General features: G+C 41.1%; 24 protein-coding genes. 3 read left to right on the plus strand and 21 right to left on the minus strand.

Features of this window, described 5'->3' with window-relative positions:
* Nucleotides 1–481: 481 nt before the first annotated feature.
* The 4 genes from ACYQ0H_RS00260 to ACYQ0H_RS00275 all read right to left on the minus strand — a co-directional run bounded on the left by ACYQ0H_RS00260 (nt 482) and on the right by ACYQ0H_RS00275 (nt 3,209).
* Complete coding sequence (locus tag ACYQ0H_RS00260) at nt 482–790, minus strand: MGMT family protein (protein ID WP_459810827.1); 309 nt, start codon at nt 788–790, stop codon at nt 482–484.
* Nucleotides 791–885: 95 nt separating this feature from the next.
* Nucleotides 886–1,431 carry an SseB family protein gene (locus ACYQ0H_RS00265; protein WP_459810828.1) on the minus strand — a complete coding sequence of 182 codons (546 nt, stop codon included), beginning with the start codon at nt 1,429–1,431 and terminating at the stop codon, nt 886–888.
* Between the two features lie 23 nt (nt 1,432–1,454).
* Nucleotides 1,455–2,405, minus strand: coding sequence for a glycosyltransferase family 2 protein (locus ACYQ0H_RS00270; protein ID WP_459810829.1), 951 nt, complete (start codon nt 2,403–2,405; stop codon nt 1,455–1,457).
* Nucleotides 2,406–2,429: 24 nt separating this feature from the next.
* Nucleotides 2,430–3,209 (minus strand): TatD family hydrolase, encoded by a 780-nt coding sequence (locus tag ACYQ0H_RS00275; protein WP_459811218.1) that lies wholly within the window; start codon nt 3,207–3,209, stop codon nt 2,430–2,432.
* Between the two features lie 552 nt (nt 3,210–3,761).
* On the opposite strand from ACYQ0H_RS00275, the gene ACYQ0H_RS00280 reads away from it, so the two are divergent.
* A complete protein-coding gene (locus ACYQ0H_RS00280; RefSeq protein WP_459810830.1) occupies nt 3,762–6,752 on the plus strand; it encodes a 6-pyruvoyl-tetrahydropterin synthase-related protein in 2,991 nt (996 codons plus the stop codon).
* Between the two features lie 94 nt (nt 6,753–6,846).
* Here ACYQ0H_RS00280 and ACYQ0H_RS00285 read toward each other — a convergent pair whose 3' ends face one another.
* The 17 genes from ACYQ0H_RS00285 to ACYQ0H_RS00365 all read right to left on the minus strand — a co-directional run bounded on the left by ACYQ0H_RS00285 (nt 6,847) and on the right by ACYQ0H_RS00365 (nt 24,764).
* Nucleotides 6,847–7,314, minus strand: coding sequence for a prepilin peptidase (locus ACYQ0H_RS00285; protein ID WP_459811219.1), 468 nt, complete (start codon nt 7,312–7,314; stop codon nt 6,847–6,849).
* A 48-nt stretch (nt 7,315–7,362) separates the two neighbouring features.
* Nucleotides 7,363–8,682: a TadE family protein gene (locus tag ACYQ0H_RS00290; RefSeq protein WP_459810831.1), complete on the minus strand. Its 1,320-nt coding sequence runs from the start codon at nt 8,680–8,682 to the stop codon at nt 7,363–7,365.
* 352 nt (nt 8,683–9,034) lie between these two features.
* A complete protein-coding gene (locus ACYQ0H_RS00295) occupies nt 9,035–9,820 on the minus strand; it encodes a hypothetical protein (protein WP_459810832.1) in 786 nt (261 codons plus the stop codon).
* An 89-nt stretch (nt 9,821–9,909) separates the two neighbouring features.
* Nucleotides 9,910–10,734, minus strand: coding sequence for a hypothetical protein (locus tag ACYQ0H_RS00300; protein ID WP_459810833.1), 825 nt, complete (start codon nt 10,732–10,734; stop codon nt 9,910–9,912).
* 89 nt (nt 10,735–10,823) lie between these two features.
* Nucleotides 10,824–11,642: a hypothetical protein gene (locus tag ACYQ0H_RS00305; protein ID WP_459810834.1), complete on the minus strand. Its 819-nt coding sequence runs from the start codon at nt 11,640–11,642 to the stop codon at nt 10,824–10,826.
* A gap of 89 nt (nt 11,643–11,731) precedes the next feature.
* Nucleotides 11,732–12,517 carry a hypothetical protein gene (locus tag ACYQ0H_RS00310; protein ID WP_459810835.1) on the minus strand — a complete coding sequence of 262 codons (786 nt, stop codon included), beginning with the start codon at nt 12,515–12,517 and terminating at the stop codon, nt 11,732–11,734.
* 13 nt (nt 12,518–12,530) lie between these two features.
* Nucleotides 12,531–16,361: a DUF5702 domain-containing protein gene (locus tag ACYQ0H_RS00315; RefSeq protein WP_459810836.1), complete on the minus strand. Its 3,831-nt coding sequence runs from the start codon at nt 16,359–16,361 to the stop codon at nt 12,531–12,533.
* Between the two features lie 19 nt (nt 16,362–16,380).
* The gene (locus ACYQ0H_RS00320; RefSeq protein ID WP_459810837.1) at nt 16,381–16,959 is read right to left on the minus strand and encodes a hypothetical protein; all 579 of its coding nucleotides are present in this window, start codon (nt 16,957–16,959) and stop codon (nt 16,381–16,383) included.
* Between the two features lie 212 nt (nt 16,960–17,171).
* A complete protein-coding gene (locus tag ACYQ0H_RS00325) occupies nt 17,172–17,390 on the minus strand; it encodes a Flp1 family type IVb pilin (protein WP_459810838.1) in 219 nt (72 codons plus the stop codon).
* A gap of 13 nt (nt 17,391–17,403) precedes the next feature.
* Nucleotides 17,404–18,276 carry a type II secretion system F family protein gene (locus ACYQ0H_RS00330; protein WP_459810839.1) on the minus strand — a complete coding sequence of 291 codons (873 nt, stop codon included), beginning with the start codon at nt 18,274–18,276 and terminating at the stop codon, nt 17,404–17,406.
* A gap of 13 nt (nt 18,277–18,289) precedes the next feature.
* A complete protein-coding gene (locus ACYQ0H_RS00335) occupies nt 18,290–19,099 on the minus strand; it encodes a type II secretion system F family protein (RefSeq protein ID WP_459810840.1) in 810 nt (269 codons plus the stop codon).
* A gap of 41 nt (nt 19,100–19,140) precedes the next feature.
* A complete protein-coding gene (locus tag ACYQ0H_RS00340; protein WP_459810841.1) occupies nt 19,141–20,379 on the minus strand; it encodes a CpaF family protein in 1,239 nt (412 codons plus the stop codon).
* Between the two features lie 16 nt (nt 20,380–20,395).
* Nucleotides 20,396–21,460 (minus strand): AAA family ATPase, encoded by a 1,065-nt coding sequence (locus ACYQ0H_RS00345; RefSeq protein WP_459810842.1) that lies wholly within the window; start codon nt 21,458–21,460, stop codon nt 20,396–20,398.
* A gap of 316 nt (nt 21,461–21,776) precedes the next feature.
* Nucleotides 21,777–22,193 (minus strand): acyl-CoA thioesterase, encoded by a 417-nt coding sequence (locus tag ACYQ0H_RS00350; RefSeq protein ID WP_459810843.1) that lies wholly within the window; start codon nt 22,191–22,193, stop codon nt 21,777–21,779.
* Between the two features lie 16 nt (nt 22,194–22,209).
* Nucleotides 22,210–24,093 carry a heavy metal translocating P-type ATPase gene (locus tag ACYQ0H_RS00355; RefSeq protein ID WP_459810844.1) on the minus strand — a complete coding sequence of 628 codons (1,884 nt, stop codon included), beginning with the start codon at nt 24,091–24,093 and terminating at the stop codon, nt 22,210–22,212.
* A gap of 30 nt (nt 24,094–24,123) precedes the next feature.
* Nucleotides 24,124–24,345, minus strand: coding sequence for a cation transporter (locus tag ACYQ0H_RS00360; RefSeq protein WP_459810845.1), 222 nt, complete (start codon nt 24,343–24,345; stop codon nt 24,124–24,126).
* 53 nt (nt 24,346–24,398) lie between these two features.
* Complete coding sequence (locus ACYQ0H_RS00365) at nt 24,399–24,764, minus strand: ArsR/SmtB family transcription factor (protein WP_459810846.1); 366 nt, start codon at nt 24,762–24,764, stop codon at nt 24,399–24,401.
* Nucleotides 24,765–25,309: 545 nt separating this feature from the next.
* Between ACYQ0H_RS00365 and ACYQ0H_RS00370 the strand changes: the two genes are divergently transcribed.
* Together ACYQ0H_RS00370 and ACYQ0H_RS00375 are read left to right on the plus strand one after the other, a co-directional pair.
* The gene (locus ACYQ0H_RS00370; RefSeq protein WP_459810847.1) at nt 25,310–26,098 is read left to right on the plus strand and encodes a ZIP family metal transporter; all 789 of its coding nucleotides are present in this window, start codon (nt 25,310–25,312) and stop codon (nt 26,096–26,098) included.
* A gap of 151 nt (nt 26,099–26,249) precedes the next feature.
* On the plus strand, nt 26,250–26,570 hold the full coding sequence (locus ACYQ0H_RS00375) for a DUF3784 domain-containing protein (protein WP_459810848.1): 321 nt from the start codon (nt 26,250–26,252) through the stop codon (nt 26,568–26,570).
* Nucleotides 26,571–26,648: the final 78 nt, after the last annotated feature.

The following is a 26,648-nucleotide window of genomic DNA, read 5'->3' on the forward strand; positions in this document are numbered from 1 at the left end:
ACAGCTGAGCGCAGCTTCTGAGGCAAACAGGATATAAGAACTTCTGTTAGACAGCTTTTCCTGAACCGGCATCTCTTAGAAACCCTGTTGCAACCGATTTGGATGATTCAGTTTATTACAAGTTCTCTGATCTTTTTATCTGGCGTACAGAGCATAAGAACAGCTTAGTAAAATACCTATATGCAGGAGCCTGCTTCCTGCTGAGTCTGTTCAGAGGAAATAAATCTTATTCTGCTTTAACAGAAAAACGTAGGCATAATTACTTGAAATTGCGCCGCTCATAGCTTTTTTTATTTATATCCGATTTTTTATATAGACCTGTATTAATAATATAGAAACACTTTGTACTTGGATCATTCTCCGGTTTCTCAGCAGTTAACAGCCTGTCAACGTCTTTAAAAATAACCGTACTTATGTTCCACGTGGAACATTTTCAAAAAAACGCTGTCCCCGAAGCATTTTCCGGTGGCAGCGTTTAAATTTATATCTCATTCGGCATATAAAAGCACTTTTTCATATCTATATTTCCGTTTTCCAGAAACGTTACACCGTCAGCTTCAAGCAGCCGCCGGTGCATTTCCTCCCAGCCGTGCATCAGCTCGCCTTTTCGGTTGACGATTCTGTGCCAGGGAAGCTGCTCAGGACATTTGCTCATTGCGTAGCCTACAAACCTTGCCGCCTTAGGTTTTCCTATTGCGGCGGCTATCGCTCCGTAGGTAGTTACTTTCCCCTTGGGAATAAGCGCTATAACCGAGTATACCTTCTGCGAAAACGACTTTTCCTGTTCCATTTCTGTTACCTCCATGGCATGGATATATATAAGCGTTTATAATTTTCAGCTCAATTAAAATCCGTCCTCCGCAGTTTTGCAAAGGACGGCAGTTTTTATTCGTTTGTGGATACTGTAATATTAGGCGCCGAAGCTTCTTCGCCTGAATTTTCGGCTTTTGCAGCGTCCTCTCTCTCTTTCCTTACCTTTATAAGTGTCTGCTTGATAGATTCAAGCATTTCCTTTGTAAAGGGAAGATTCTGATTCATTGGATTGATTACAAAGCCTGCAACATTAGGTGTTTTTTCGGTAAGAGCCGCAATATCACCGAATTTCATTGCAAAACCCTGGAATTTTTGCTCGGTCTTGAATTTTGCAAGCTCGTCTGCGTCGGTGAATGCAGGGAAGAAAGTTCCCTTTTCCTTATGAGTAATAAGCAGGAATTTTGCCTGAGGTTTGTCCTCGAATTTAACGTGATTTTCAGCGTCGGCAACAAGCTGAGTGTTTTTGTTTATAATCGCAGGAACAAGAAATGTTCCTCTCAGTGCGGTATTTATTACCTTGTTCTGAGTTTCTGCATTGAAATTTTTTCTCATTTCGGAAATTGCCTCAACGAGTGCGGAATTTTCAATTACGGGTTTGTTCTGATTTTCATTTGCCATGATAATATACTCCTTAATTTAATTTAATTGGTTTCTTCTAAATTGGTTTCAATAATAAAGTTCGGACGCGCTTTTGTTTCAAGATAGATCTTGCCGATATATTCGCCTATTATTCCTATAGCCAGAAGCTGAAGTCCTCCCAGAGCCCAGACAGAAACTACCGTCGTTGTCCAGCCGGCAACAGTCTTGCCCATACACCAGATCACAAAGAAATAAATAAGCAAAATGATAGAAACGAGAAATACCAGCAGTCCCAGACTTGTTATAAGCCTTATCGGCTTGACTGAAAGCGAGGTTATTCCCTCGACTGCAAACGAGATCATCTTTTTCAGCGGGTATTTTGATTCACCTGCCTGACGTTCGTTTCTTACATAGGTCACAATATCGCTTTTGAAGCCGACCATAGGGACAAGTCCTCTTAAAAACAGGTTTACCTCTTTGAACTCCGATAAGGCTTCGACTGCCCGTCTGCTCATAAGGCGGTAGTCTGCGTGATTATAAGTAATTTCAACCCCAAGCTTTGCAAGCAGCTTATAATATGCCTGAGCCGTTCCTCGTTTGAAAGCAGTATCCTTTTCCCTGGAAGAGCGTACTCCGTAGACAATATCGCAGCCCTCGGCTCTTTTCTCAAGAAAGCCGTCTATAGCGTCAATATCGTCCTGAAGATCGGCGTCCATTGAAACAAGTATATCTGCATAGCTTTTAGCGGTCATAAGCCCTGCCAGCAGCGCATTTTGATGCCCTTTGTTACGGGACAGCTTCAGACCCGTAAACATAGGATTGAGCGTATGAAGCTTCTGAATTATTTCCCACGTTTTATCCTTTGAGCCGTCGTCAACAAACATGACCTTGCTGTTTGAGGCTATCTTTCCGTCAGAGATAAGTCTGTCCATTTTCTTCATCAGCGCCTCTGCGGTAATCGGCAGCATCTGCTCCTCATTATAGCAGGGGATCACCAGGTAAAGTGTCTCCATTTCTTATTCAGTTCCTTTCAGCTGTTATCTGTTTATATCAAATAATCTCTCTGTATTTTTTCTTGCGGCGTCTGTAAGCTCCTGCGGGGAAACGCCTTTTATTTCAGCTCCCGCCGCAGCTGTAAATTCGATCATATCGCTGGTACAGCGCTTTCCCCTGTGCGGCTCCGGCGCCATATACGGGCAGTCTGTTTCAAGGAGGATCCTGTCTATCGGAACTGCGGCAAAAGATCTTTTGACCTTTTTCGCATTTTTAAAGGTAAGTATTCCCGTAAAACCGATATAAAGTCCGATAGAAACAAGCTCCGTCGCTACCTCAGGAGAGCCAGAAAAGCAGTGAACAACGCCTTTAGGCTTATAGCGGTGCATAATTTCAAGGAAATCCGCCGTTGCGTCACGGCAGTGAAATATTACAGGCAGACTGTGCTTTTGCGCAAATTCGATCTGATCGCATAAAAGCTTCAGCTGAAGCTTTCTGTCATAGCCATCATAATGATAATCCAGTCCGACTTCTCCTACGGCAACTATCTTGTCCGATTTTTTTAGAAAAGACTCAAGCCTTTCAATATAATTTTCGGGAAGAGAGTCACAGCATTCGGGGTGAAAACCGATAGAGGTATAGTAATTTTTATACTTTTCTGCGGCGTTTATACCGTAAACCGCCGATTTCTCATCGGTGCAGGCATGGATCAATAAACTAACTGACGAGTCGTTACCGCACAGCATATTATAAATCAGCTCATTTCGGTCGCTGTCAAAAGCGGGATCGTCATAATGACAATGTGAATCGGCGATACCTTTTATAAACGCTCAGTCCTTTCATTCAGTCAGTTTCACGGCGGTTTGGACTTTCTGACCGCAGAAGTCAGGAAGTTTCCGCATTATCGGCTGACGGAAACAGCCGTATTATACACATTGATATTATAACACACAATCGGCTCTTTGTAAAGCCTTATTTCGTAGAAAATGCACAAAAAAACGCCGGCGGAAAAATATACGGCAATTTTATAGGGTAAACTTTTTGTAAACAATATATAGACTGACATAAAAGTAAAGTGAGAATTGTAAATCAAATTTTCGGATACAAAGAAAAAACATCAATTATAATGTGAAGAATAAATTTAATTAATAAATAAAACAATTAATTAACGGCAAACAATGCCTGTATAGCCGTAAATTATATATAAACCATGGAAAAACAGGCTTTATATCGCATAAGATATAGGATAAAATATTAAAATTTAAAATTTGATTTTTCACAAAAGCAATGATATAATTATGTTGAATATGAACGATTGATTGCAGTATCGAACACGTTAAATTAAATCTTTCAGAAAACTTTTTCGGAGGAATTGAATGAGATTCAAAGGATATAAACTTACCTTTAAAATAAACGCTTCACACCGTACTGCCGAAAACGGCTCGGCGCACAGTCATACCTTTGAATTTACCGTATACATAAGCAAAAGGGACGGTTTTGCTCCTTTCGGAAAAATGGAGGCTATTGCAGGAGAGGCTGTAAAGAAATACAGCGGAGTATGCCTCAATGATACTCCTCCCTTTGATGAGATAAAGCCTACGGTAGAAAATCTTGCAAGACAGTTTTTTGCCGAGATAGCAAAATCCTGCGCTGAAAACGGATATGAGCTTTGCCGAATAGACGCCTGCGAGAGCGCCAACAGGGTGTTTACCATTAAAAACATGGATATAAGCGCTAAGAAGAAAGACATGATCTTAAACGCAGCGGAGATAATGGAGTTTTCCGCAGAAAGCAGTGAAAAGACTGCTGAAGCCGAATACAGCAAGGACGCAGGTTCGTCAGAGCCGGCTGTAAAAGCGGAGGAAAAGGCAGAAACAAAGCCTAAGGCATTGGTCAATGAATCCGCCAGACCGGCTTCATTCAGATATTTCTGGTTTTCGCTGGCGCTGCTTATTTTCGGCGGATTTGTAATTATGAAATGTGTTGAAGCTTCGGGGTATTATCCTCTCGGACTTGATATACACGGACATCTTTTCAAATCCGACCTTATGTACAGCAGCTTAAAGCAGGGCAATTTGTATCCGCTCTTTACCGAATACTGGTACAACGGGCTTCAGCCTTACCGCTACTGGCCGCCTATGCCATATTACTTTATGGCTCTGCTCCAGTTTATTGCGGGCGGAAGCGTTATAAAGGCTTACCTCGGCTTTATCTGGGCGAGCTTTGTTATAGGGGGAGCAGGCTGGCTGCTTTTTGGAAGAAAGCTGGGCAGACCGGCGCTGGGTCTGTTTATGGCGTTTATATGGTTCTTTCTTCCGGACAATCTCAGAGTATTTTTCGGAGAAGGAAATCTTCCGAGAATGTTTATAACAATGCTGATACCGCTTATATTTTACTGTATATGGCAGTTTACGGCATATAACCGCAGAAGAATGATATTTCCGCTTATTGCGCTGATGATAACGGCGGTACTGGGTCATCTGATGATCTCGGCTATGATAGGCGTAGGAACCTTTGTATTTATGCTTATTTACGCCGCCGCGAACAGAAGCTGGGCAAGACCAGTTCAGTGCATTCTTGCAATGCTGTTTTCTTTTGCAGCCGCAGGTATCTGGGTCTATCCGTCGCTTGTCGGAGGAATAACTTCAATGGACTCCGGAGGAAACTCCGAGCTTATGGCTTCGCTCGCGGCAAAACTCACCGTTTCGCTCAACCCGTTTCTGCGGCTTGACGGAAAGGTAACGGAGCTTTATTTCGGACTAAGTATTGCGGTAATTGCGGTTATGGGTCTGATCCTTTCAAACCGCAGGGCTATGCCGGGCTTCGCTTCGATACTAATAGTAATTGCGGGAACGACGACCGCCCTTACGCCTCTTATTCAGAAGATACCGTTCAGCCAGCTTTTCTGGATAAGGCGTTTCGCTCCTATCGGCTATGCGCTTTTTGTTATCGGCTTACTTGAATGGAGGAGGCTGAAAAAGCCGTTGCTTGCGGCAATGTGCTTGCTTATTGCGCTTGACTGTATTCCGTCGCTGAATTTAAAGGAATATGATCAGAAGATGAATATTCCTGCAACTCAGAAAGATATGGCGCAGAGCATGAACGAATATCTTTTTCAGCAGGCAAAGGAGATAACCAAGCAGAGGGTCTCGCTTATGGATCTCAGCACCTTCGGCCCTATGCCGTCGTATGCGTTCGGAACGCTGGAAAATAAAACGCCTTATGTATTCGGCTGGGCGTGGCAGGGTGCGGCTACGGCTGACAATATCGTCCGTATAAACGAAGCGCTTGAAAACGAAAGCTATGATTTTATATTTGACAGAAGCATAGAGCTGGGAGCAGATACCGTTATTTTCAGCAAAAGCTACATCAGGGACTATTCTGCGCTTGAGCTTAGCGCTTCAAGGCTCGGATATAAGCCTGCCGGAGAAAGCGATAAAAGTATAATGTACTCGCTTTACGCTGACGGTAATTTCGGCGTAGTTACCGAATACGGCGGCCTTGCGGTCGGAACTACGTCGGCTATAGTTCCTCAGCTTTTCCCTTACTTCGGCACAGGGGATTATGATTATATTGACGATTACAGCTTTGAGGAACTTGCTTGCTACGAAAAGCTTTACCTTTCCGGATTTTTCTACAGGGATAAGAATGCGGCGGAGGAGCTTGTTAACAGTCTTGCTGAAAGCGGAGTTGATATATATATAGACATGAGCAATATCCCGTCTGATCCGCTGACTACAAGAATGACCTTTATGGGTGTATCCGCCCAGCCTATTACCTTTAACAAAAGCTATCCCGATCTGTACGCTGAGAACAGAAGGATAGAGAGCGGAGATTTTACCGAGGAGTATTCACAGTGGAATACTGTTTATCTGAATGATCTTGATAGATCTCTAGGCTATTCTTGGTTTGAAAACGAGAAGCTTGATTTTATCGGCAAAAAGGGCAATGAAAATATAACGTTTATAGGCTTTAATCTTCTGTACCATGCTATTACTTCCGACGATTCAGAGGTTTACGGATTTCTTAATTCCATTATGAACCTAGAAAGCGGAGGACTTCCGATAAGAAAGAGAGTTGATATTGACATAACCTACGAGGGGAACAGGATCGTTATTGATTCACCCGAGGACGGCGTTAACACGACTATAGCCTATCAGGACACATTCACAAGCGATCAGGAGATCAGAAATGTAAACAATCTGCTTGAAGTAAACAAGGGAACGACAGTTATTGAGATGAAATATCCTTACCTTTCAAGAGGGATCACGGTAAGTATTTTCGGAATTGGGGCGGAAATACTTCTGATATTTATGATCTTCAGAAAAAGGAAAGCAAAGGATTACACACGACAGCCCGGATCATAGGCCGGGGAGTTAAGAGAGGGAAGTGTTTTTATGAAACTGAAGGGATTAGCGGTATGTCTTGGACTTATACCCTGCATTTTTCTGATGCACGGTTTTACGGCGTACGCACAGGAGGGCGGAAGTCAGACGGTTCTGTTTGCGGAAGACGATCAGTCCGATTATGTAGGTATATCAATTGACGGAAGCCTACAAACGCATTTTTCAAAACAAGGGAAACCATTTCGCTGTTGTAATATATTTCCGCCAGAAGAAAAACAAATCTAATAATGAAAATAAACAGAATTATTTTATTCGGTATTATTTTTTTCCTTATATCCGTAACTGACAGAACATACAGCGCATAGATAAAAAACAGATTTCTTAGAAGACTGTATTCGGTATATCCTCTTTTTATAGCGAAAGCTGTGCTTAAATATGTAAATACAGTAAAAAATACAGCCGTAATTATAAGCAGTCTTTTATTGCGCCTGCATATAAGCAATACATTTTTCTCAGTCTTACCAAAGCTGAAAAAGTCAAGATACAAAACTCCGGCAGCGGCAAGGCCACACGACACAAGCACATTAAATACATATTGTAAAATCAAAATATCAAAATTCCTTTCAGATCTTTATTCTTCCAGAGTATTATATCTGTAGGTCCAGTATACAGTTACGCCCGTTTCCTCCTTGACCTGCTCTGCAATTTCATTGAGCACTTTTTTGCCCTCGCTGTCGGTGTCAGCCGGAGCTACCATAAACAGCACATTATTGCGCTCCATTTCCGCCGGGGAAGGAATATATACAATTTCTCCGTCTTTCATAGCTATTTTATTTCCCACCTTAGCGGACTCGCTTTTAAGATTTTTTGCATAGCTATTTACTTTCGACTTTATACTTGATTTGTTTTTGTTAGTGTATTCATACTTGCCGTCTGATTTTAACGTGGAATAAGACGCAGAGTAAATATTAAGCGAATGAACTCGTACAAAGCTGTTTGCCGGAATATCCCGACCTGCGATCAAACCGGATGACTTATCCCTAAAATACATATGTATTTTACCTCCATCCTCAAGCACCTGATCCTCGAACTGACCTTTTATCAGCTGTTGAAAGAACTCTCCACGGTAAATATTATTTGCAATCGCCCACGGCTTCTCGGCTTCCTTTTTCTTGATGTCTTCCAGAGTTACGTTGCTTCCCCAAACTGCCGTACTTGCAGTTTGCTTAATATTGAACTCATAATCCAAAAATCCGAAACCAAGCGGCTTTATCTTATACACGGCAACGACATTTACCGTTTTTCCGTCTGCCGCAAATGTCGAAAGTCCGAAATCAATTCCGTCAACTCCGCCTGAAATCCCCATATTTTCCAATGTTTCATCTGCGTCGCCGGTGTGAGTTATATATTTAGGTAAAATTATTTTACACAGCGGCTGAGCGATAAATCTGCTTATTGCGGCGTTCTGAATACCGCTTTTTGCCATTGCCGCCATACAGGATACAAGCCCCATCGGATCTTTGGCAAGATTTTTGAATTTTGCAGACATCTGACTACCCGCACTTTTCACCGATTCATAATCAGCAGAGAGTTTTCCGTAAATATCCGATATATCCTGTTCAAGAGTTTCATAATTTATATCAGAGGTTTTTATATCACTGCCTGCATCGCTTACAGAGCCTTGAAACTCGCTGAGGGACTTGATAAATTCATCTGCTTTTACAGCCTCCTCAGGAGTTTCGCTGTCCTGTGTATTTAACCCGAGCTTATTTATTACATAATAATACTGTGAGATCTCTTTTGCGGTCTGGTCTATAGCATACTGCACATTGCATTGCGCTCTCACTGTATTCGATAGCATGAGAATAGCAAGAAAGCCTGCCATAAACAGCGGCAATACCAAAACCGTTTCAACCATGATCGAGCCGTACTGCTCTTTAAGCTTCCTCATAAAATCTCACCTCATTTTCAATATTTTATCAGTAACTACCGGTCATTTCCCCTATCGTTCTTCCGTTCAGGCTGTAGTCAAGCTTATACTCCGTTTCTCCGTTTTCCGATGTACTCAGCTTGAACATTCCCATAAACGTTGCTCCTGCCTCTGCACGCGCGTACATTGATATCATACTGTACGACTGATGAATTTGATCCTTTTGTCCCATCTTTATTTTCTGGGAAGCTTCCTGCGATTTTTGTTGAATATTCGGTTAGGGCGGAGTTTTTTATCATTTTTTGTCGGCAGTCTAGGCATAATACCCCCTTATTGCATTTCAAAAGGGGATATTATGTTTTTTAACTAACAATTACTCAGTAAAGGTTAACGTTTCAGCGGCGTGTCTGGAATATTCGTCTAATTGGTCAATATCTCCAACATCTGCTTTTTGCACCGCCATAAAACCTAATATGTCAGCCTCTTTATATATCAACTGAGCTTCATCATTTTGATAAACTGTTATATATCCTGCAAAATTCATCTTACCCACTTCTTCATCATTGAAAAAACCGTTAAATCTGATAAAATTATTACCATTTATCTTTTCTTCAGATTTACTTTTAATAAATACTGCTTCCTCCACATCTTCTATATCATAATAAGGATATCTATCAAAAATATCTTTAAACGGCTTTATGCATTTATCTAACCATTGGCTACTATCATTTATATCAAAACTTATATCTTGATAATCATCATGTATACCACGTATTTCAAAAAACGTAGCATATTCCTTTCCCTCAATAGCTTGAGCAAATGCTAATCCAGCACCAGAGGTATACGATGAACGTGAAAAGATTTGATTTAATTCGTATTCATATTTATCTCCAATGCTACCCTTGACAGTATATTCAACTTCACTTTCAGAATCATCAAGACTTTCTTCTTGACTGTCTACTAAAGATTCAACAGAATCGGCTATACTTTCTTCATTAGCCGATGTACTGCTGCTTTCGCTTATGCTTTCCGTGTTTACATTTCCGTTGTTTGACTTGCTTTCGCTTTTGCTGCTTTCTTCCTTATCTCCCTTGCAGGATACCATTCCCAACGCAATTGTTACTGATAATATTACTGCCGCTGTCTTTTTGATATTCATAATAATTCTCCTTTAATACCCGGTGAAATCTAGGCATAATACCCCCTTATTGCATTTCAAAAGGGGATATTATGTTTTTTAACTAACAATTACTCAGTAAAGGTTAACGTTTCAGCGGCGTGGGTGGTAACTTCTTCAAGTAATTCCTGCTTTATCGGCTCGTCATATTTATCTGTTCCCTCAGATCCATCCTGGAGAGTTGCCATAAATCCTATAACATCCGGCTCATTAAATATATCGTCACCGTCACACTGTGTTACTGTTATATATCCTACTAAATTTACCTTTCCGGCTTCATTATCTGTAAAATATCCGTTAAACTTAACAAACTTTATTCCGTTTATTTCTTTTTCCTCTTGGTTTTCGATTACCAATGCTTCTTCGGATTCCTCAACCTTATAGTTTATTGTTGAATCAATTGCCTCTACTAAAGCCATATGACTATTACTTAGCCATTCTGAACTATCATTTAAATCATATACTATTTCATTTTCCTGGTTGTGTATACCGTAAATTTCAAAAAACACCGGATACTCTTCTGAACAAGTAGTTTCGGTATAGGCGATACCAAAATTATTACCTGATATCTTATAGAAATGCCTCTGACTTAATTCATATTGCCATTCTCCGTTTTCACCATAAAAGCTGGATGAAATCCTATACTCCATATCCTTATTACCGTCTGAAGTACCCTTGCTTTCATCTTCGCTCTCAGTTTTAGATTCAACAGAATCGGCTATACTTTCTTCATTAGCCGATATACTGCTGCTTTCGCTTACGCTTTCCGTGTTTACATTTGCGTTGTTTGACTTGCTTTCGCTTTTGCTGCTTTCTTCCTTATCCCCCTTGCAGGATACCATTCCCAACGCAATTGTTACTGATAATATTACTGCCGCTGTCTTTTTGATATTCATAATAATTCTCCTTTAATACCCGGTGAAATCTAGGCATAATACCCCCTTATTGCATTTCAAAAGGGGATATTATGTTTTTTAACTAACAATTACTCAGTAAAGGTTAACGTTTCAGCGGCGTGGGTGGTAACTTCTTCAAGTAATTCCTGCTTTATCGGCTCGTCATATTTATCTGTTCCCTCAGATCCATCCTGGAGAGTTGCCATAAATATTATAGCGTCCGGCTCATTAAATATATCGTCACCGTCACACTGTGTTACTGTTATATATCCTACTAAATTTACCTTTCCGGCTTCATTATCTGTAAAATATCCGTTAAACTTAATAAATTTTATTCCGTTTATTTCTTTTTCCTCTTGGTTTTCGATAACCAACGCTTCTTCGGTTATCTCTACCTCGTACTGATATGAAGAATCTATAGAGTTAAGTAAAAACATATGACAGTTATTTAACCATTCTGAACTATTGTCTACATCAAATTCAATTCCATTATCTCGCACTCCATATATTTCAAAAAACGCAGGTGAATCCACTGAAAAAGCTGTCTCCTGATACACGCTTCCATATTCTGAGAACGTGTCTGTATAGAAATACCTCTGACTTAATTCATATTGCCATTCGCCGTTTTCGCCATAAAAATGAGATGAAACTTTATATTCCATATCCTTATTGCCGTCTGAAGTATCCTTGCTTTCATCTTCGCTCTCATTTTTAGATTCAACAGAATCGGCTATACTTTCTTCATTAGCCGATGTACTGCTGCTTTCGCTTACGCTTTCCGTGTTTACATTTGCGTTGTTTGACTTGCTTTCGCTTTTGCTGCTTTCTTCCTTATCTTCCTTGCAGGATACCATTCCCAACGCAATTGTTACTGATAAAATTACTGCCGCTGTCTTTTTGATATTCATAATAATTCTCCTTTAATACCCGGTGAAGTCTAGGCATAATACCCCCTTATTGCATTTCAAAAGGGGATATTATGTTTTTTAACTAACAATTACTCAGTAAAGGTTAACGTTTCAGCGGCGTGTCTGGAATATTCGTCTAACTTTTCCTGACCCTCTTCACCATCTTTTAACGTTGTCATAAACCCAATTACGTCTGGATCGTCATATATTTCTACCCCATCCTTTTGGTATACTGTAATATATCCGGCTATATTCACTTTTCCTATATCTGAATCTGTAAAATATCCATCAAACTTAATAAATTTAACCCCATTTATTTTTACTTCTTCCTGATTTTTAAAAACTATTGTGTTCTCTGAATCATCTAAACGATATTGACTTGTTCTATCTAATATTTCTATAAATGGTGTATAGCAATTATTAACCCAATCAGAACTATTATCTTTATCAAAACTTATATCCTCATAATAATCGTGAATACCAACTAATTCAAAAAACAGCATTTTAAAATTAGAATCTTCATATCTTACTGCACCCAAACCAACAGACGGTGAAACAAATTCACTCCCAAAGATAGTATTTCTTTCGTATTGCCAAGCTCCACTGTAATTATTTTGTATAAGATACTCATCATCTAAGTCAGAAACATCACCCAAACTTTCCTCTTGGCTACCAGAACTGGATTCAACAGAATCGGCTATACTTTCTTCATTAGCCGATGTACTGCTGCTTTCGCTTACACTTTCCGTGTTTACATTTCCGTTGTTTGACTTGCTTTCGCTTTTGCTGCTTTCTTCCTTATCTCCCTTGCAGGATACCATTCCCAACGCAATTGTTACTGATAATATTACTGCCGCTGCCTTTTTAATATTCATAATTAATTCTCCTTTAATACCCGGTTATTCCGTTATAGGTTATTGTGTTTGTCGTTCTTCCGTTCAGGCTGTAATCAAGCTTATACTCCGTTTCTCCGTTTTCCGATGTACTCTGCTTGAACATTCCCATAAACGTTGCTCCTACTTCTGCACATGCGTACATTGATATCATACTGTACGACTCGGTCAGATTGAAGTTTTCGTCTCCTAGATCCTCCTCCTTTAATCCCTGGCTCATATTCAGCTGTATTAGCTGTCCCGTTCTTGCTACCATATTTTCTTCTTTCCCCAGCATTCCCACCATCATAAAGGCATATAAATATTCCTTATATGTTAAGCTTAGCATTGCTGACTTCGCATTTGTTGAATTTGATCCTTTTGTCCCATCTTTATTTTCAGGGAAGCTTCCTGCGATTTTTGTTGAATAGTCGGTTAGGGCGGAGTTTATTTTTTCCTTGACCTTTTCCTCTCCACTGTTTATATACCCATCAACTTTACTTTTTAACTCTTTATTTGCTTCAGATATTATTTTATCAACCTTTCCATTAATATTATTAGTAATATCATTTATAGATGTATTGACTTTTTTTACAGCTTCATCTATGGACTTATTTGTAGAAGCAACTGTTTCGTTATAAATATCACTACTTATTATGGCAGTTTTTTCTTTTACACACTTTACTGCTTCTTTCTGACACTGGTGAATTATTGTATCTTCATCAACACCTAAACTATTGTTAAGTTCATCTAAAAAATCATTTAATTCTTTTTCAACTATTGAACCATCTGACCAATTTTGGTCAATCTTATTTAATATGCCTTTTATTTTATTTTGTAAAGGTGTTATAATACTGGCATTAATTTGACCCTTAATATCATCAATCATTTTATCTATATAATCTTCAACGGCTTTTGTCATATCATCAACAGCGTCATCTGCACAATTCTGAATCTTATCAAAAATATTCGTTACTTTTTCGCTTGCAACCTCCGCTGCTTTCTTTCCAACATCTTCAATTGCTTCCTTAACTATATTTCCCGGTGACATTACCCACGTCGAAGCACTCTTATATATCGGTACGGATTCGCCGCTGCAAAGGGCGGTTACGTCGCAAACAGATTCTGCTACAGAAAGCGCAAGCGTAAGAACGGTCTGAACGATAGGAACTCCAAAACCGGTCCAGCCGGCTATTGCAAACGCCCATTGAAACGTCATAGACTGAATATCCGGAGCGGTAAACGCATAAATAGAGTTCAGCGCAAACCTTATTCCGAACAATAGCAGCTTTGTGTTTCTGATACAGTTTTCGGGATTTGTGTCACCCCATAGAATATATTCACATTCCGCCCCGTAATATACGTTATTTTCAGGACAGAGCTTAATTCCGCTCAGCGTCTGCTCTATATACTGTTCAGCGTTTTGAATATTGCCGTCCTTATCCTGTTTCATATCAGAGGTAACGGCGTTGGTCGTATAACAGCTGAACATTTTCGTCATATATTCAACCAGATAAGTCTTATCTCTGCCTTCCGTTGCAATATTGCTCAGTTTTTCAAGAAACGACGAAGCTCCGTCGGACATTTCGCCCGCATTATCCGCAACCTTTTCGTTATCATCGTCTTTAATATCCTTAGCCGGCCCCTTGTCTATCGCTTCTGAATTTTCCTCGGAATTAAGAATAGCTTCGTATATCGACCCCGACAGAAAATCTCCTTGTACAAGGCTTTTACTCTCCCCCGACAGCAAGTCGGTACCCGAAGCCTTCTCCGCATTTTCAGTTTTTCCGTATTCAAGCAGGCTGTCTTTATTCTTGGTATGCTCCTCGCCCTTGCTGGAATCAGCGTCTTCCTTATTGCCGCATATTTCGCAGAGATAACCGAAAAATTTCTGATTCTCGTCCTTTGAAGCCTGCATATCGTCCAGGATCGTAATAAATCCGCTTTCTCCTGCTTTATCATTTCCCCACGGATTTTTAAACTTATCCGAATAAATAGAATCGCCCTTTTTCTCAAAGGAATCAATACTATCCGGAACGGCCTTTGCCTTCTTATACTTGCTTATGAAATCGCCGGACGTATTATAAAGCTTATTGCCGCAGAATTCAATTCCGGTGATCTTTTCTTCAAGTCCGTTAAAAAACTCCTTGTTAATCTCCAGAACATTATCATTCAGCTTCTCAGCCTCAGCCTTTTTCATAAGCTCGGCAGAACCCTTGTAATCTGACATCATAGTCTGCTTAGTTCCTGCGTCTTTTACTTTATCAATACTCTCCTCCCAGCTGTTTCCGGCCTCTTCCGCAGTCTCGATACCTTCAATTACCGTTTCCATATTTTTAACTGCGCTTTTATAATTAAGCAACTGCGTATGCGTATCGTTGTAAACCGTATTCATTAAAGAGTATGTCGCTGAAGCCAGACTGTTGACCCTGCCTGTGCAGGTATCGGTATACTTATTTACATTATTGGATACTTCAATTATTTTGTTATATATGCCTCTTATAAATGCTACTATATTATCGTTCTCGCCTATTATCGTATTCCATGCGTCCGAATGCTCCGAAGAAAAGCTGTTGAAATATGCGTCAACTGAAAGCAGAACTTTTATATAGTCCTCGTTTTCCTTGACCCAATCGTTAATATCCTTCTGAAGCTGCATTACTTTCTTGGCGGTATCCTTTGAGCAGTCCCCGTAATCTATCTGATCGCTTCTTGCTTTTATATCGTCGGCAAACTTCTTGATATTAGAATCAGATTCGTAATATTGGAAGGTCCATAAATCTCCGTCCTCAGAAAAAGTACAGTAATTTACGCCTGCCTTATCCTTTACGCTTTCCAGATTGAATATCTCCGTGACCTGCCTGTAGAAAATCTCCCGCCAGTCGGGTGAATATTCCGGCGGCGGAGTTTCTTCCCCGCTGCTGGTGCTGTCTGTCTTTGAATCAGCTTCAGCCTTAGCAGCCTCTTCAAATTCCTTTTTATCATTGTCGGCTACTTCCTGAGCCTTGGCTATTATTTCATTATATACAGAACCGTTACTGTCAAAAGAAGTGCCGCATTGATTATCCTCAAGCTGAGCTAAAACTACCATGATCCAGCTTATCTGCTTATAGTTGCTTTTTGCACTGTCAACAGCGGCGTTGTATTCGCCGATATAATCCTGAATATCCTTTGATCCGCTTGACGTATACTGATAATCCCTGGCAGTCTTTATTGATTGATATGCGTTCATGCAAGGGTCTTCCAGCGCACTCAGCGCCTTTTCATATTTGACCTTATTGTTAAGTACCTTGCTCTGCTGACTGAAGCCCGAAAAGCCTCCGAACTTTGACAGCAGCGTTGTTGCCATGCTTACAGGCGCTCTGTACTTCATATATTCAAGGATCTGCCTTTTCAGCACCGGTACCGACGAAACCTGAGAGCCTTTAACATACTTTGCATTAAACGACTGATCTGTTATCTGAAGAAGGGAATCAAAGTCGGCATCGCTTTCGCTTCCCGCCGTTGTAAACCAACTGCAAAGACTGTTCATGTAATCTCTGGTATAAGAATCGCTGGTTTCGAGATCAACGATATTACTCAAAGAATTTTCAAAATACCGCCTTAGATTGTCGTTCAATTCCTCATCTGAGCCGGACATAGCAAAAATTCCGTATACATCTTTTAAAACCTTGTTATAATCCGACATCGCCGCATTCATAGCAAGATCGCTTGCTCCGGAAAGCACTATCTGAGCGGACGACATTCTCGACAGATCAACTATAACACCGGCAAAGGTAAACATAGGGATCATTATCAAAATAAGAAAAATTGATATTGCTCCCTGAATATTTTTTCTGATCTTCATTTTATCTCCCCTTACGTCATTACATCAGATTGCTTTGAGTGTCCTTGAGCTTTTGAACCAGATTTGATATTTTATCCGATATGTGAAGCTTTTCACTTAAAAAGCTTACAAAATCATATACTATATCGGTATTTCTCACAAATTCCGCTCCGTTGCTGTTTGCGGCGGAAGCCCTTACAGTCAGATCCGCAGTAATACCATCGATCTGAAGTATTTTGAAAAAACTAGGCATCTCAGCTTTCTTAGTTATCTCGACCTGAACCTCCTGAGTTAAAAAATAATTATCAGCGCTGATATTACAAGTAATATCCGATTCCTCTATTATGTTTATGTTTGAAATCAAAGTTTTCAATGATTCCTCAAGCTCTTCCGAATTATCTTCTAAAGGATCGCCGAGCGTCAGATAACGGTACAGATTTGCTTCGTGTTCATATATGCTTTTTACGTTATTTTCGGTAAACAACGTATTGTCCTTAAAATCAACTGCCGGCGTTTCCGCTGCACTGTTGCCTATTATCTGGTATCCCGGCAAAGCAAGCTCCTTGCTGGCAACCGTGGCGATCTTCTGCGCCTGAGTATACATCATAACGCTCTGCATAACGTACATTCCCAAATAAAGCAGAAAAAACAGAGCAAAAAATACAGTAGGAAAAACAAGCGCCGCTTCAATTATAGGAACAGCGCCGTTCTCGTTTCTGATATGTTTTATACCAAACTCCCCCTAACCTAAGCGCTTATCTCGAATCAGTTCACAGCATATACTCTGTGAACTGTTTCCAGGTAAGCTTAAATTACTGTTTTTACAGAGCATTAATCCATAGCCTTTATTGCGTCCTTTATCTTATTGATTAGGAGATCAATAACTTCTTCAATACTACTTCTAAACACCGCAACCAGACCGATAACTACAATTATGATAAGAATAATTGCGATCATATTGACTTCTCCTCTTTCGTCGCTTATGATATCATTGACCTTTCTGTTTGCCTTTAAATATGCCCTTATCATCAAATCGTTTATTTTACTCATATTCTTCACCCCCCTAAAAATTTATATTTGCAAACGTCGGCACCACAACCATCAGTATGATTCCTACGAAAATTATCATAGAAGGAAACATAAGCTTTGTACCTACGCCTGCTGCCTTTATTTTTACCCTGCTTCGCTTTTCTTCCCAGCTGACAGTTGTTAGCTCCTTTAATGTCTTGGATAATTCTCCGCCGCCCTTTTCCATGTTCTGATTTACCGAATTGGCAAACTTTCTGACTTCCTTTACAGCGCACCTTTCAGCAAAGTGATTTATCGCTTGGCGTACTGAAACGCCGTTGTCCATTTCAATGCAGGCGTTCTGCATTTCTTCGTATAGCGGCCCTGAATTTGTATACGCTGTCTTCTGCCACGCCTCTCTTACTATAAGTCCAGCATTTATTAAAAGCGTAAATTTTGACAGCGCCTGAGGCAGACTGTTTAATATATCCTCGCGCCTTCCGCTTACATTTTTATCTATGTCGCTGTAAAGATAAAACATCAGAAGAAGGGAAGCAAGTACTCCAAGGAGGCATACTATTGTATCGTTAGCTATAGCGCCGATAAAAAATCCGAGGGGAAGAATAGTTGCGAAATATGTAATTCCTCCTCCTGTAACGATATAATAATAAAATTCTGCGTATTTATCGCCGTATATCTCACCTATCTCTTTTATCTTCTTCCTGCCTTTTTTATTTTTTATATTTATTCTAAACAGCTTTATAATTCCGAAACCTATAAAATAAAGCTCGCCGAGCATATACTTTTTCTTGTCTATAGCGTCTATAACGTCTTTAAAGCTGTGCATATATTTAAAATACACAAACAACCAGAAAAGCGCGAATAACGTTCCTGCGCCTGCCATAGCGTATGAAGCGGTAAAGCTCATCAGCTATCCCCCCTTATATTTTTATCTTTGTTAATTTCAGCCCTATCGCATATGCGATCAATATCATAATAATTCCCACTGATTTGGCAGCAACGTTAATAAACCCTCCGGTTTCTGTATCAGAAGTTGCGTTCATCATCATTACTACCGCAAATGGCAGGACCGCCATAATATTCAGTTCGTTGCGGCCGGACGCTACAAGCGTATTTATCTCAATTTCCATCTCAATTTTATCCGCAATTATATCATAGCTCTCGCTTACCGCCTTTTTAAGATCGCCGCCCAGTCTGTTGGATACTTCAAATATATCAGCAAAGCTCGTAATGTCCTCCAGACCGCTCCGTACTCCAAGATCATGAAGCATTTCCTCTATGTTAAAACCATTCTGTACTCCGGAATTAATTACAGCAACCTCTCTAACAATATCTGCGTCTTCTCCGTACTGCATTTCCAGATCGGTCTTTGCTCCGTAAAATGAATCCGCCGTATTCCTGCCTGCGGAATACGAATTATTTAGGGATTCAAGAAGATCCTTAAACTGTAGAAGCAGACTTTTCCTTCGCTTGTCCAGCAGATGTCCTTTGTACTTCTTTACTGAGAAAAAACCGGCTGCTGCTCCGAATATAACGCTTGCCATAGCAGATCCGAAAAATATATATGCTCCTGCCGCAGCCCCCAATGCTCCGATCATATAACCTGCAAAACGGTCAGGCACACTCATATGATAAACATTGTAATCGTCGGCATTTCCCAGGAGCCCGTGCTTTTCAATATAAACTTCCTTTTTCTTTTTCTCTTTTTTTATCTTTTCCTTCTTTTTCATCAGAATATAATTATCCTTTCATTGAAAACCCTCGGTCAGGTTTATATTGTTTCATATATACCGGTAAGCTGAAGCTTAAATGTATTCTTCATCGGATTCGCCGTTCTTTTCAGGCTTCCCGATACTTTGGTAAGCGAAGTATTCTCGTCCTCTTCAAATACATAAAGAGGATTAAGCTCGATCTTGCCGTCCTTGTATCCGACTACCTCCGTGATCTCCATTGTTTTTCTTGAGTGATCCCTCAGTCTGGACAAATGGATAATAATATCCAAAGCGGAAGCTATCTGCTGCCTTATAGCCTCCAGCGGCAGACCGTTTGCCCCCTGAAGCACCATTGTTTCAAGACGGCTGAGCATATCTCTTGTAGAATTAGCGTGTCCTGTAGAAAGAGAGCCGTCGTGTCCGGTATTCATGGCCTGAAGCATATCCAGCGCTTCGCCTCCTCTTACCTCTCCTACTACTATCCTTTCGGGTCTCATTCTCAGTGAGGATTTTATAAGGTCCCGTATCGTTACCGCGCCTGCCCCTGCGGCGTTTGCATTACGCGTTTCCAGGCTTACCAGGTTAGCTACCCCCTCTATCTGAAGCTCTGCGGAATCTTCTATAGTTATTACACGCTCGTCCTTAGGTATGTAGTTTGATAAGGCATTAAGGAACGTAGTCTTTCCCGAACCTGTTCCTCCGCAGATAAAAATATTATACTTTGCTTTGACAAGCAGCTCCAGCTTGTCCGCTATTTCCCTGGTTATCGAGCCGTAGGAAATAAGCTTTTCAATAGTCATCGGCTGTTTTGAAAACTTCCTTATAGTAACTGTAGGACCGCATAGCGCTATCGGCGGCAGCACAACGTTTACGCGGGAACCGTCGGGAAGTCTGGTATCAACGATAGGATTAGACTGATTGACCTCTCTGCCTGCCATTCCGACTATTCTTTGTATTATATCTTCAAGACGCCTCTGGCTCTCAAAGCATTCGTCAGTTTTTACAACTTGTCCGTTTTTTTCTATAAAAATATTATCGGCGCCGTTTATCATAACCTCTGTGATCGAATCGTCGCTCATTATCGTATCAAGAAGACCCAATCCCCTGATAGAGCTGTAAACCTGATTAACTATATCTATTCTCTGCTCGATAGGTACATAATTGTTGCCTATGACCCGTGCCGCAAGCCTTTCAATTTCCTCCTCCAGCTCTTCGTCAGATAAATTAGAAAGCTGTAAATTATCTATTGCAAGCTGCTTTACCTCGCCAATCATCTTAGCTTTATTTTCTTCGTTCATTTGCCGCTTCTCCCGTTTATTGTATAATATTATCAAAAAGCTTCATCTGTGCCATTCTTAACATTGTTTCTCTGCTTGAAGCATTTTCAAAGGCCGGTATTCCGCCGGCTGCCTTAATTCCCGGCAGCTCAGCCGTTTTTGATACCCCGTTTATAAACTTGTTGTATATGACAGAGATCATCTGGGATAAATTGATCTCATTCTGTTCTTCATAGATCCTCAAAGCCTTACAGGCCTCGCCTAATTTATGCAATGAAAGCTCCCTGCCGCTGCTGACGTATACTATTTTATGCGCCAGCTGAAGTATTTCAAAGAAAATGCCGTCAAATCTATAATCGGAATCAAGAACTATATAATCATACTTTCCAGAACACTTTAATGCATTGATAAGTTCTATCCTTTCATCACCGCTTAGCTCAACCATATTAAGTACAGTCTTGCAGCCTGAGTAAAAAAGAACCCCCGATTCATCTCTTTTCAATGCGGTTTCAAGCTTAACATTAAGATTGTTTTTATGACTTTTGACCGCGTAAATAACTTCGTCAAACGAGCTTTGACCGTCTGCCCGAAAAAACATATCTGTCGAATTCAATTCCTCATAATTAAGATACAGGACTCTTTTTCCGCTCATTGCAAGATTTACCGCACAGGCTGCCGCAGCTGTAGACGCTCCGTCACCTCCTGCCGGACTTTGAAAAGCCAAAATCTTTGCACCGATTCCCGACTGTCTGTTTTTGAGGGAAATAATATCATTATTAAATTCCGAATAAAGATCCAGCAGCTGCTTATATATCAGCTCAGCCTTCTGAAATTTACATATGGCTTTATAACCACGGTAGCTGTCTATATCCGCGTCCCCTACAAAATATAATACCGGGCATTTCAGTCCTGTTTCGGCTGCGTCATAGCTTGTAGATATTAACAATATATCTATTTTCAATGACTGCGCCTCCGCCTGCAGGGCTTCTGCCGTATCGAAAATAAAGATCGTGAATTTATCCGGATACATATTATTAAAGCAATCAGCGAACCGTTTCGAGTATATACTGTCGTTTTCAAGCAGCGCTATATTTATTTTCATATTCTGTCTCCTCTTCAATATTATTATGGAAACTCAAGTTTTCTATCTCATATATAGAAAAATAATTCAAGGAATAAATGCCTTGAAATACACAAAATTTATTTCTGAACACATATTTGCTTAATAATTGTACCATATAAGGTTTATATTTTCAAGCAAAAAACGACATAAATCTCTACAAAATACCATGGCTATATTTGTGTATTTTCTACAATATAGAAATAATGTTTCCATATATTATGGAATGTAATAATATGACGGTTATGAACATGATACACAAAAAAGGCGGAATGAACCGACAGTTCATTCCGCCTTTTTATTTTGTTGCCTCTTTAAACGCCTGATATACATCCGGATACTGCTTTTTGATCCTTAACGGCCGAAGCTGCGTATCTGTAAAGCAATGAGAAGATGCTGCCGTACCCGACAGCCTGTCGGAGGAAACATTCATTATCTCATACGAAAGTCCGAATTTACAGCCGTTGAAGCTGTCTATCCTACAGCTTATTTCAAACGTATCGCCGTACCTTAACGGGTATTTATAACTGCATTCCGCCGAAAGCACCGGGATCAGAAGCCCACGGCTTTCAATTTCCGGAAAGCTTATGCCCATCTGGTCAAGCAGGTCGATACGGGCTTCCTCCAGCCATCGTATATAATTTGAATGATGAACAATATTCATTCTGTCCGTTTCATAATAATAAACTTTCCGAGAATACGGTTTGAAATACATTTTTCCCTTTCTCCCTTCAATTCTGAATTTTATCCGACAGTCGTACCTTCGTCGGCTGCGGCGACTTCATCGCTCTCATAGCGTTGAGGATAGCTATTACCGATACTCCTACATCTGCAAATACCGCTTCCCACATATCAGCCATTCCAAGCGCGCCCAGAATAAGAACGGCAAGCTTTACTCCAAGGGCAAAGATAATATTCTGCTTTACTATCCTCAGGGTCTTTCTTGAAATATCAATTGCTTCGGCAATTTTTCTCGGGTCGTCGTCCATAAGAACAATATCAGCCGCTTCGATCGCTGCGTCCGAACCCATAGCGCCCATAGCGATGCCTATATCCGCCCGTGAAAGTACCGGAGCGTCGTTTATACCGTCGCCGACAAAGGCCAGCTTTCCTCTTCGGCTTTTTTCATTCAGCAGCTTTTCCACCCGCTCTACCTTATCTGCCGGAAGGAGCTGCGTATAAACGCTGTCTATGCCAAGTCTTTTTGCAGTGTCCTCTCCTACCTCTCCTGAATCTCCGGTAAGCATTACCGTTTTTCGTATCCCCTTTGCTTTCAGCTCCGCGACCGCCTGAGGCGCAGTTTCCTTTATCTCGTCGGAAATAACGATATGACCGGCGTACCTTCCGTCAACTGCAATATGCACCGTTGTTCCTATCCTATGGCACGGATGCCAGCTTACACCTATGCTTTCCATCAGCTTGCCGTTTCCGGCGCATACCTCAGTTCCGTCTATTACCGCCTTTACGCCGCAGCCGGAGATCTCCTCCGAAGAAGAGATTCTCGTGCCGTCAATATCCGTTCCATACGCTTCAAGTATCGAGCCTGCAATAGGGTGCGTCGAATAGCTTTCAGCATATGCCGCAAGCTCGATAAGCCTGCTTTCGGAAATTTCATCGGAATGTACTGCCGTAACGTTGAATACTCCCTTGGTAAGCGTCCCTGTTTTGTCGAAAACTACTATCTCCGACCTTGCCAGAACCTCGAGATAATTCCCGCCCTTGACAAGTATTCCTTTTCTGCTTGCGCCGCCTATTCCTCCGAAAAAGCTCAGCGGAACGGAAATTACCAAAGCGCAGGGACAGGAGATCACAAGGAATATAAGCGCCCTGTGGATCCACTCCGACCAGCTTGCTCCTGCGGCAAGCGGAGGTACCAGCGCCAGCAAAAGCGCCGATATTACAACGATCGGAGTATAGTATCTTGCAAATTTTGTAATAAAGTTTTCAGCCTTTGCTTTCTTTGCCGATGAATTTTCAACAAGGTCAAGTATCTTTGCCGCCGTCGATTCGCCGAACGGTTTTGTTACCCTGACCTTAAGCGTACCGCTTTGGTTTATACAGCCGCTTATTACGTCAGACCCCTCCGATACCGTTCTCGGCAGACTTTCTCCGGTAAGCGCCGCCGTATCAACAGCCGATCTGCCCTCTGTTACAATTCCGTCCAGAGGTATTTTTTCTCCCGCCTTTACAATAATAGTATCGCCGATATTTATTTCCTCCGGATCCGCCCGAACCAGCTGACCGTCCCTTTCAATATTTGCATAATCGGGGCGTATATCCATAAGACCTGCTATAGACTTTCGGGACTTTCCGACTGCACAGCTCTGGAAAAGCTCTCCCGTCTGATAGAAAAGCATTACTGCCGCCGCCTCAGGATATTCACCTGTCGCAAACGCGCCTACAGTAGCGATAGCCATTAGAAAATTCTCGTCGAATACCTGACCGTGAGCAATATTCCGCACCGCTTTCCATAAAACGTCCCAGCCTATTACTATATAGGGAACTGCGTATACCGCCAGCCTTGCTATGCCCTCCGACGGTATAAGACCCGCCGCCGCCAACAGCAGAGCGCTGACAATTATTCTTATCAGCGTTTTCTTTTGTTTCCTGTTCAAATAAATCACCCTTCCGAAGCCGTTTTTGATCTACTTTATCACTATTACACAATCAGGCTCGATTTTTCTGCACAGCTTTACCGCTTCCTTTAATATTGAATCAAACCTTTCGTCGTCAGCTGTTAGAGTCATTTTCTGCGACATAAAGCTTACCGTACAATCCTCTACACCCTCTATCTTCCTGATCCCTCTCTCCATCTTCTGAGCACAGTTGGCACAGTCCAGATCCTCAAGCTTGAATACCTTTTTCATAATAATACACCCTTTCAAAAATATCTGTATATTGATTTTCTTTCCGCTACTCCCTATTCCTCAACGTGCTCCATTCCGGTTTCGATTATACTTCTTACATGGTCGTCCGAAAGGGAATAGAATACTATTTTCCCTTCCTTTCTGAACCTTACGAGCTTGTTGTTTTTAAGCACCCTGAGCTGATGTGAAACCGCGGTCTGGCTCAGTCCCAGAAGCTGTGCCATATCGTTTACGCAAAGCTCCGATTCAAAAAGTGCGTAAAGAATACGGATACGGGTCGTATCGCCGAATACCTTGAAAAGCTCCGCCAGATCGTAAAGTATTTCGTCCGGCGGCATTTTTTCCGTTACCTTGTCAACAACGTCCTGGTGAAGGCAAAGAAACTCCTCCCTCTGCTGTTCGTTCATATTACCGCACATAAAAGCCTGCCGCTTCTCCGTGCGTTCACCTCCCTGTTTATTGTTTGTTTTTACCGTATTTTTATAACCTATGCTATGCTTTATACTGTTTTTTTGATATAAACAAAGGCTGACAGGTTCCTGCTATCAATTTTACTTCCGTTCCATGAACCGGAGAATAAAAGAACCGAGATGTCCTGCGTTTTCAGCTATAAAAACGGGAACGATCAGGATCCCTCTCGGCTTCAGCAGAATCATAAGCAAACGCCATTCTGTCCCAAAAGCCTGTTATAATTTCTCCTTATATGCCTACGGTTTATCATATGTTCATCTGTTCATATATTACTATATAATCAGCCGTTTGTCAATAGCTTCGGCGGATTTTTTTATTAATTTATTGTGACCCGTTTTTTTGAACCCGAACAGGCCGGCAGGAATATAGTGTAGTATGTCAAAGCAAAATGACATAAATATACAGAACCTGTGTTTACAGATAATTTAAAGACGCTATTATTTAACAGATCTATGAATACAGGTTCGGCTAATAGCTGAAAGGAATAAGGTGTATGAACGGAATTTTACTTGCTATGGGCGGAACGGGCTTTACTTTTGCAATGACTACGCTCGGAGCCGCAGTGGTATTCTTCTTTAAGAACGACAGATCCTCAGATAAAATACAGCGTGTATTTCTCGGCTTCGCCGCAGGAGTAATGATAGCGGCTTCGGTATGGTCGCTGCTTATCCCCTCGATAGAAAAGTCGGAGGAGATGGGAATGATAGGCTGGGTCCCGGCGGCAGGTGGCTTTATAATCGGAATACTGTTCCTTATGGGACTTGATAAGCTGCTTCCTTATTTTCACCCCGGACTTGACCGATCTGACGGAGTAAAGCAGGGGCTTAAACGAACCGCACTGCTTATCTTTGCCATTACGCTTCACAATATACCGGAAGGAATGGCAGTAGGTCTTGCCTTTGCTCTTGCCGCAAGCGGTAACAGTCCCGAGCTTTTAGCGGCGGCTGTAGCTCTCGCTGTAGGTATAGGAATTCAGAATCTACCGGAGGGTGCGGCTATAGCCCTGCCGATAAGACAAAGCGGGATCGGAAGGTTCAGATCTTTTTTATACGGTTCGCTCTCAGGTATCGTCGAGCCTGTTTTCGGAGTTCTTACCGTACTTATAGCGGGTCAGGTAACTGCGCTGCTTCCATGGCTTCTGGCCTTTGCCGCAGGCGCTATGCTTTACGTTGTAGTAGAGGAGCTTATTCCCGAGGCACATTTGGGGTCGGGACATCTCGGAACTATAGGCGTTATGGTAGGCTTTCTGATGATGATGATACTGGACGTTGCTCTTGGATAAAAAACGCTTCCCTTAATACCGCAAGGACGCTTTTGATTTTTATATCGGAAGCGTCCTTTAATTTTTTAAAGCCTTGACACCTCCGTTCACAACTGTTATACTTGTGTTATGATCAATAATTCAAAAAGACCGTGTCTGGAGGAGGATCAAAATGATTATATCTGCTGTAATTCTGATAATTATATCCGCCGCTTTATTTACTTTAAGCTTTTTTCAGTTTAAGGAGAAGGGTTTTCTGTTTAACAACGCTTATTTATACGCTTCGGAAGAGGAACGTAAAAAAATGAATAAGAAACCCTATTATCGTCAGTCGGGAATTGTTTTTATTCTGCTCGGATCAATATTCCTGTTAAACGCAGTTCAGCTGTTAACTAAGCTGAAATGGATATTTTATATTGTTATAGCCGTTGTTATTCTGACTCTGGTATATGCGGTTATATCTTCTGTAAAGCTGGAAAAGAACAAAAAGTGATACGCCGGAAAAAAGTTTTATATCAAATGATCTCTTAATGTACAAAGATAACTGTTTTAGATCCGGCGCTGTCAGCAC

Source organism: Hominimerdicola intestinalis (assembly GCF_054655215.1).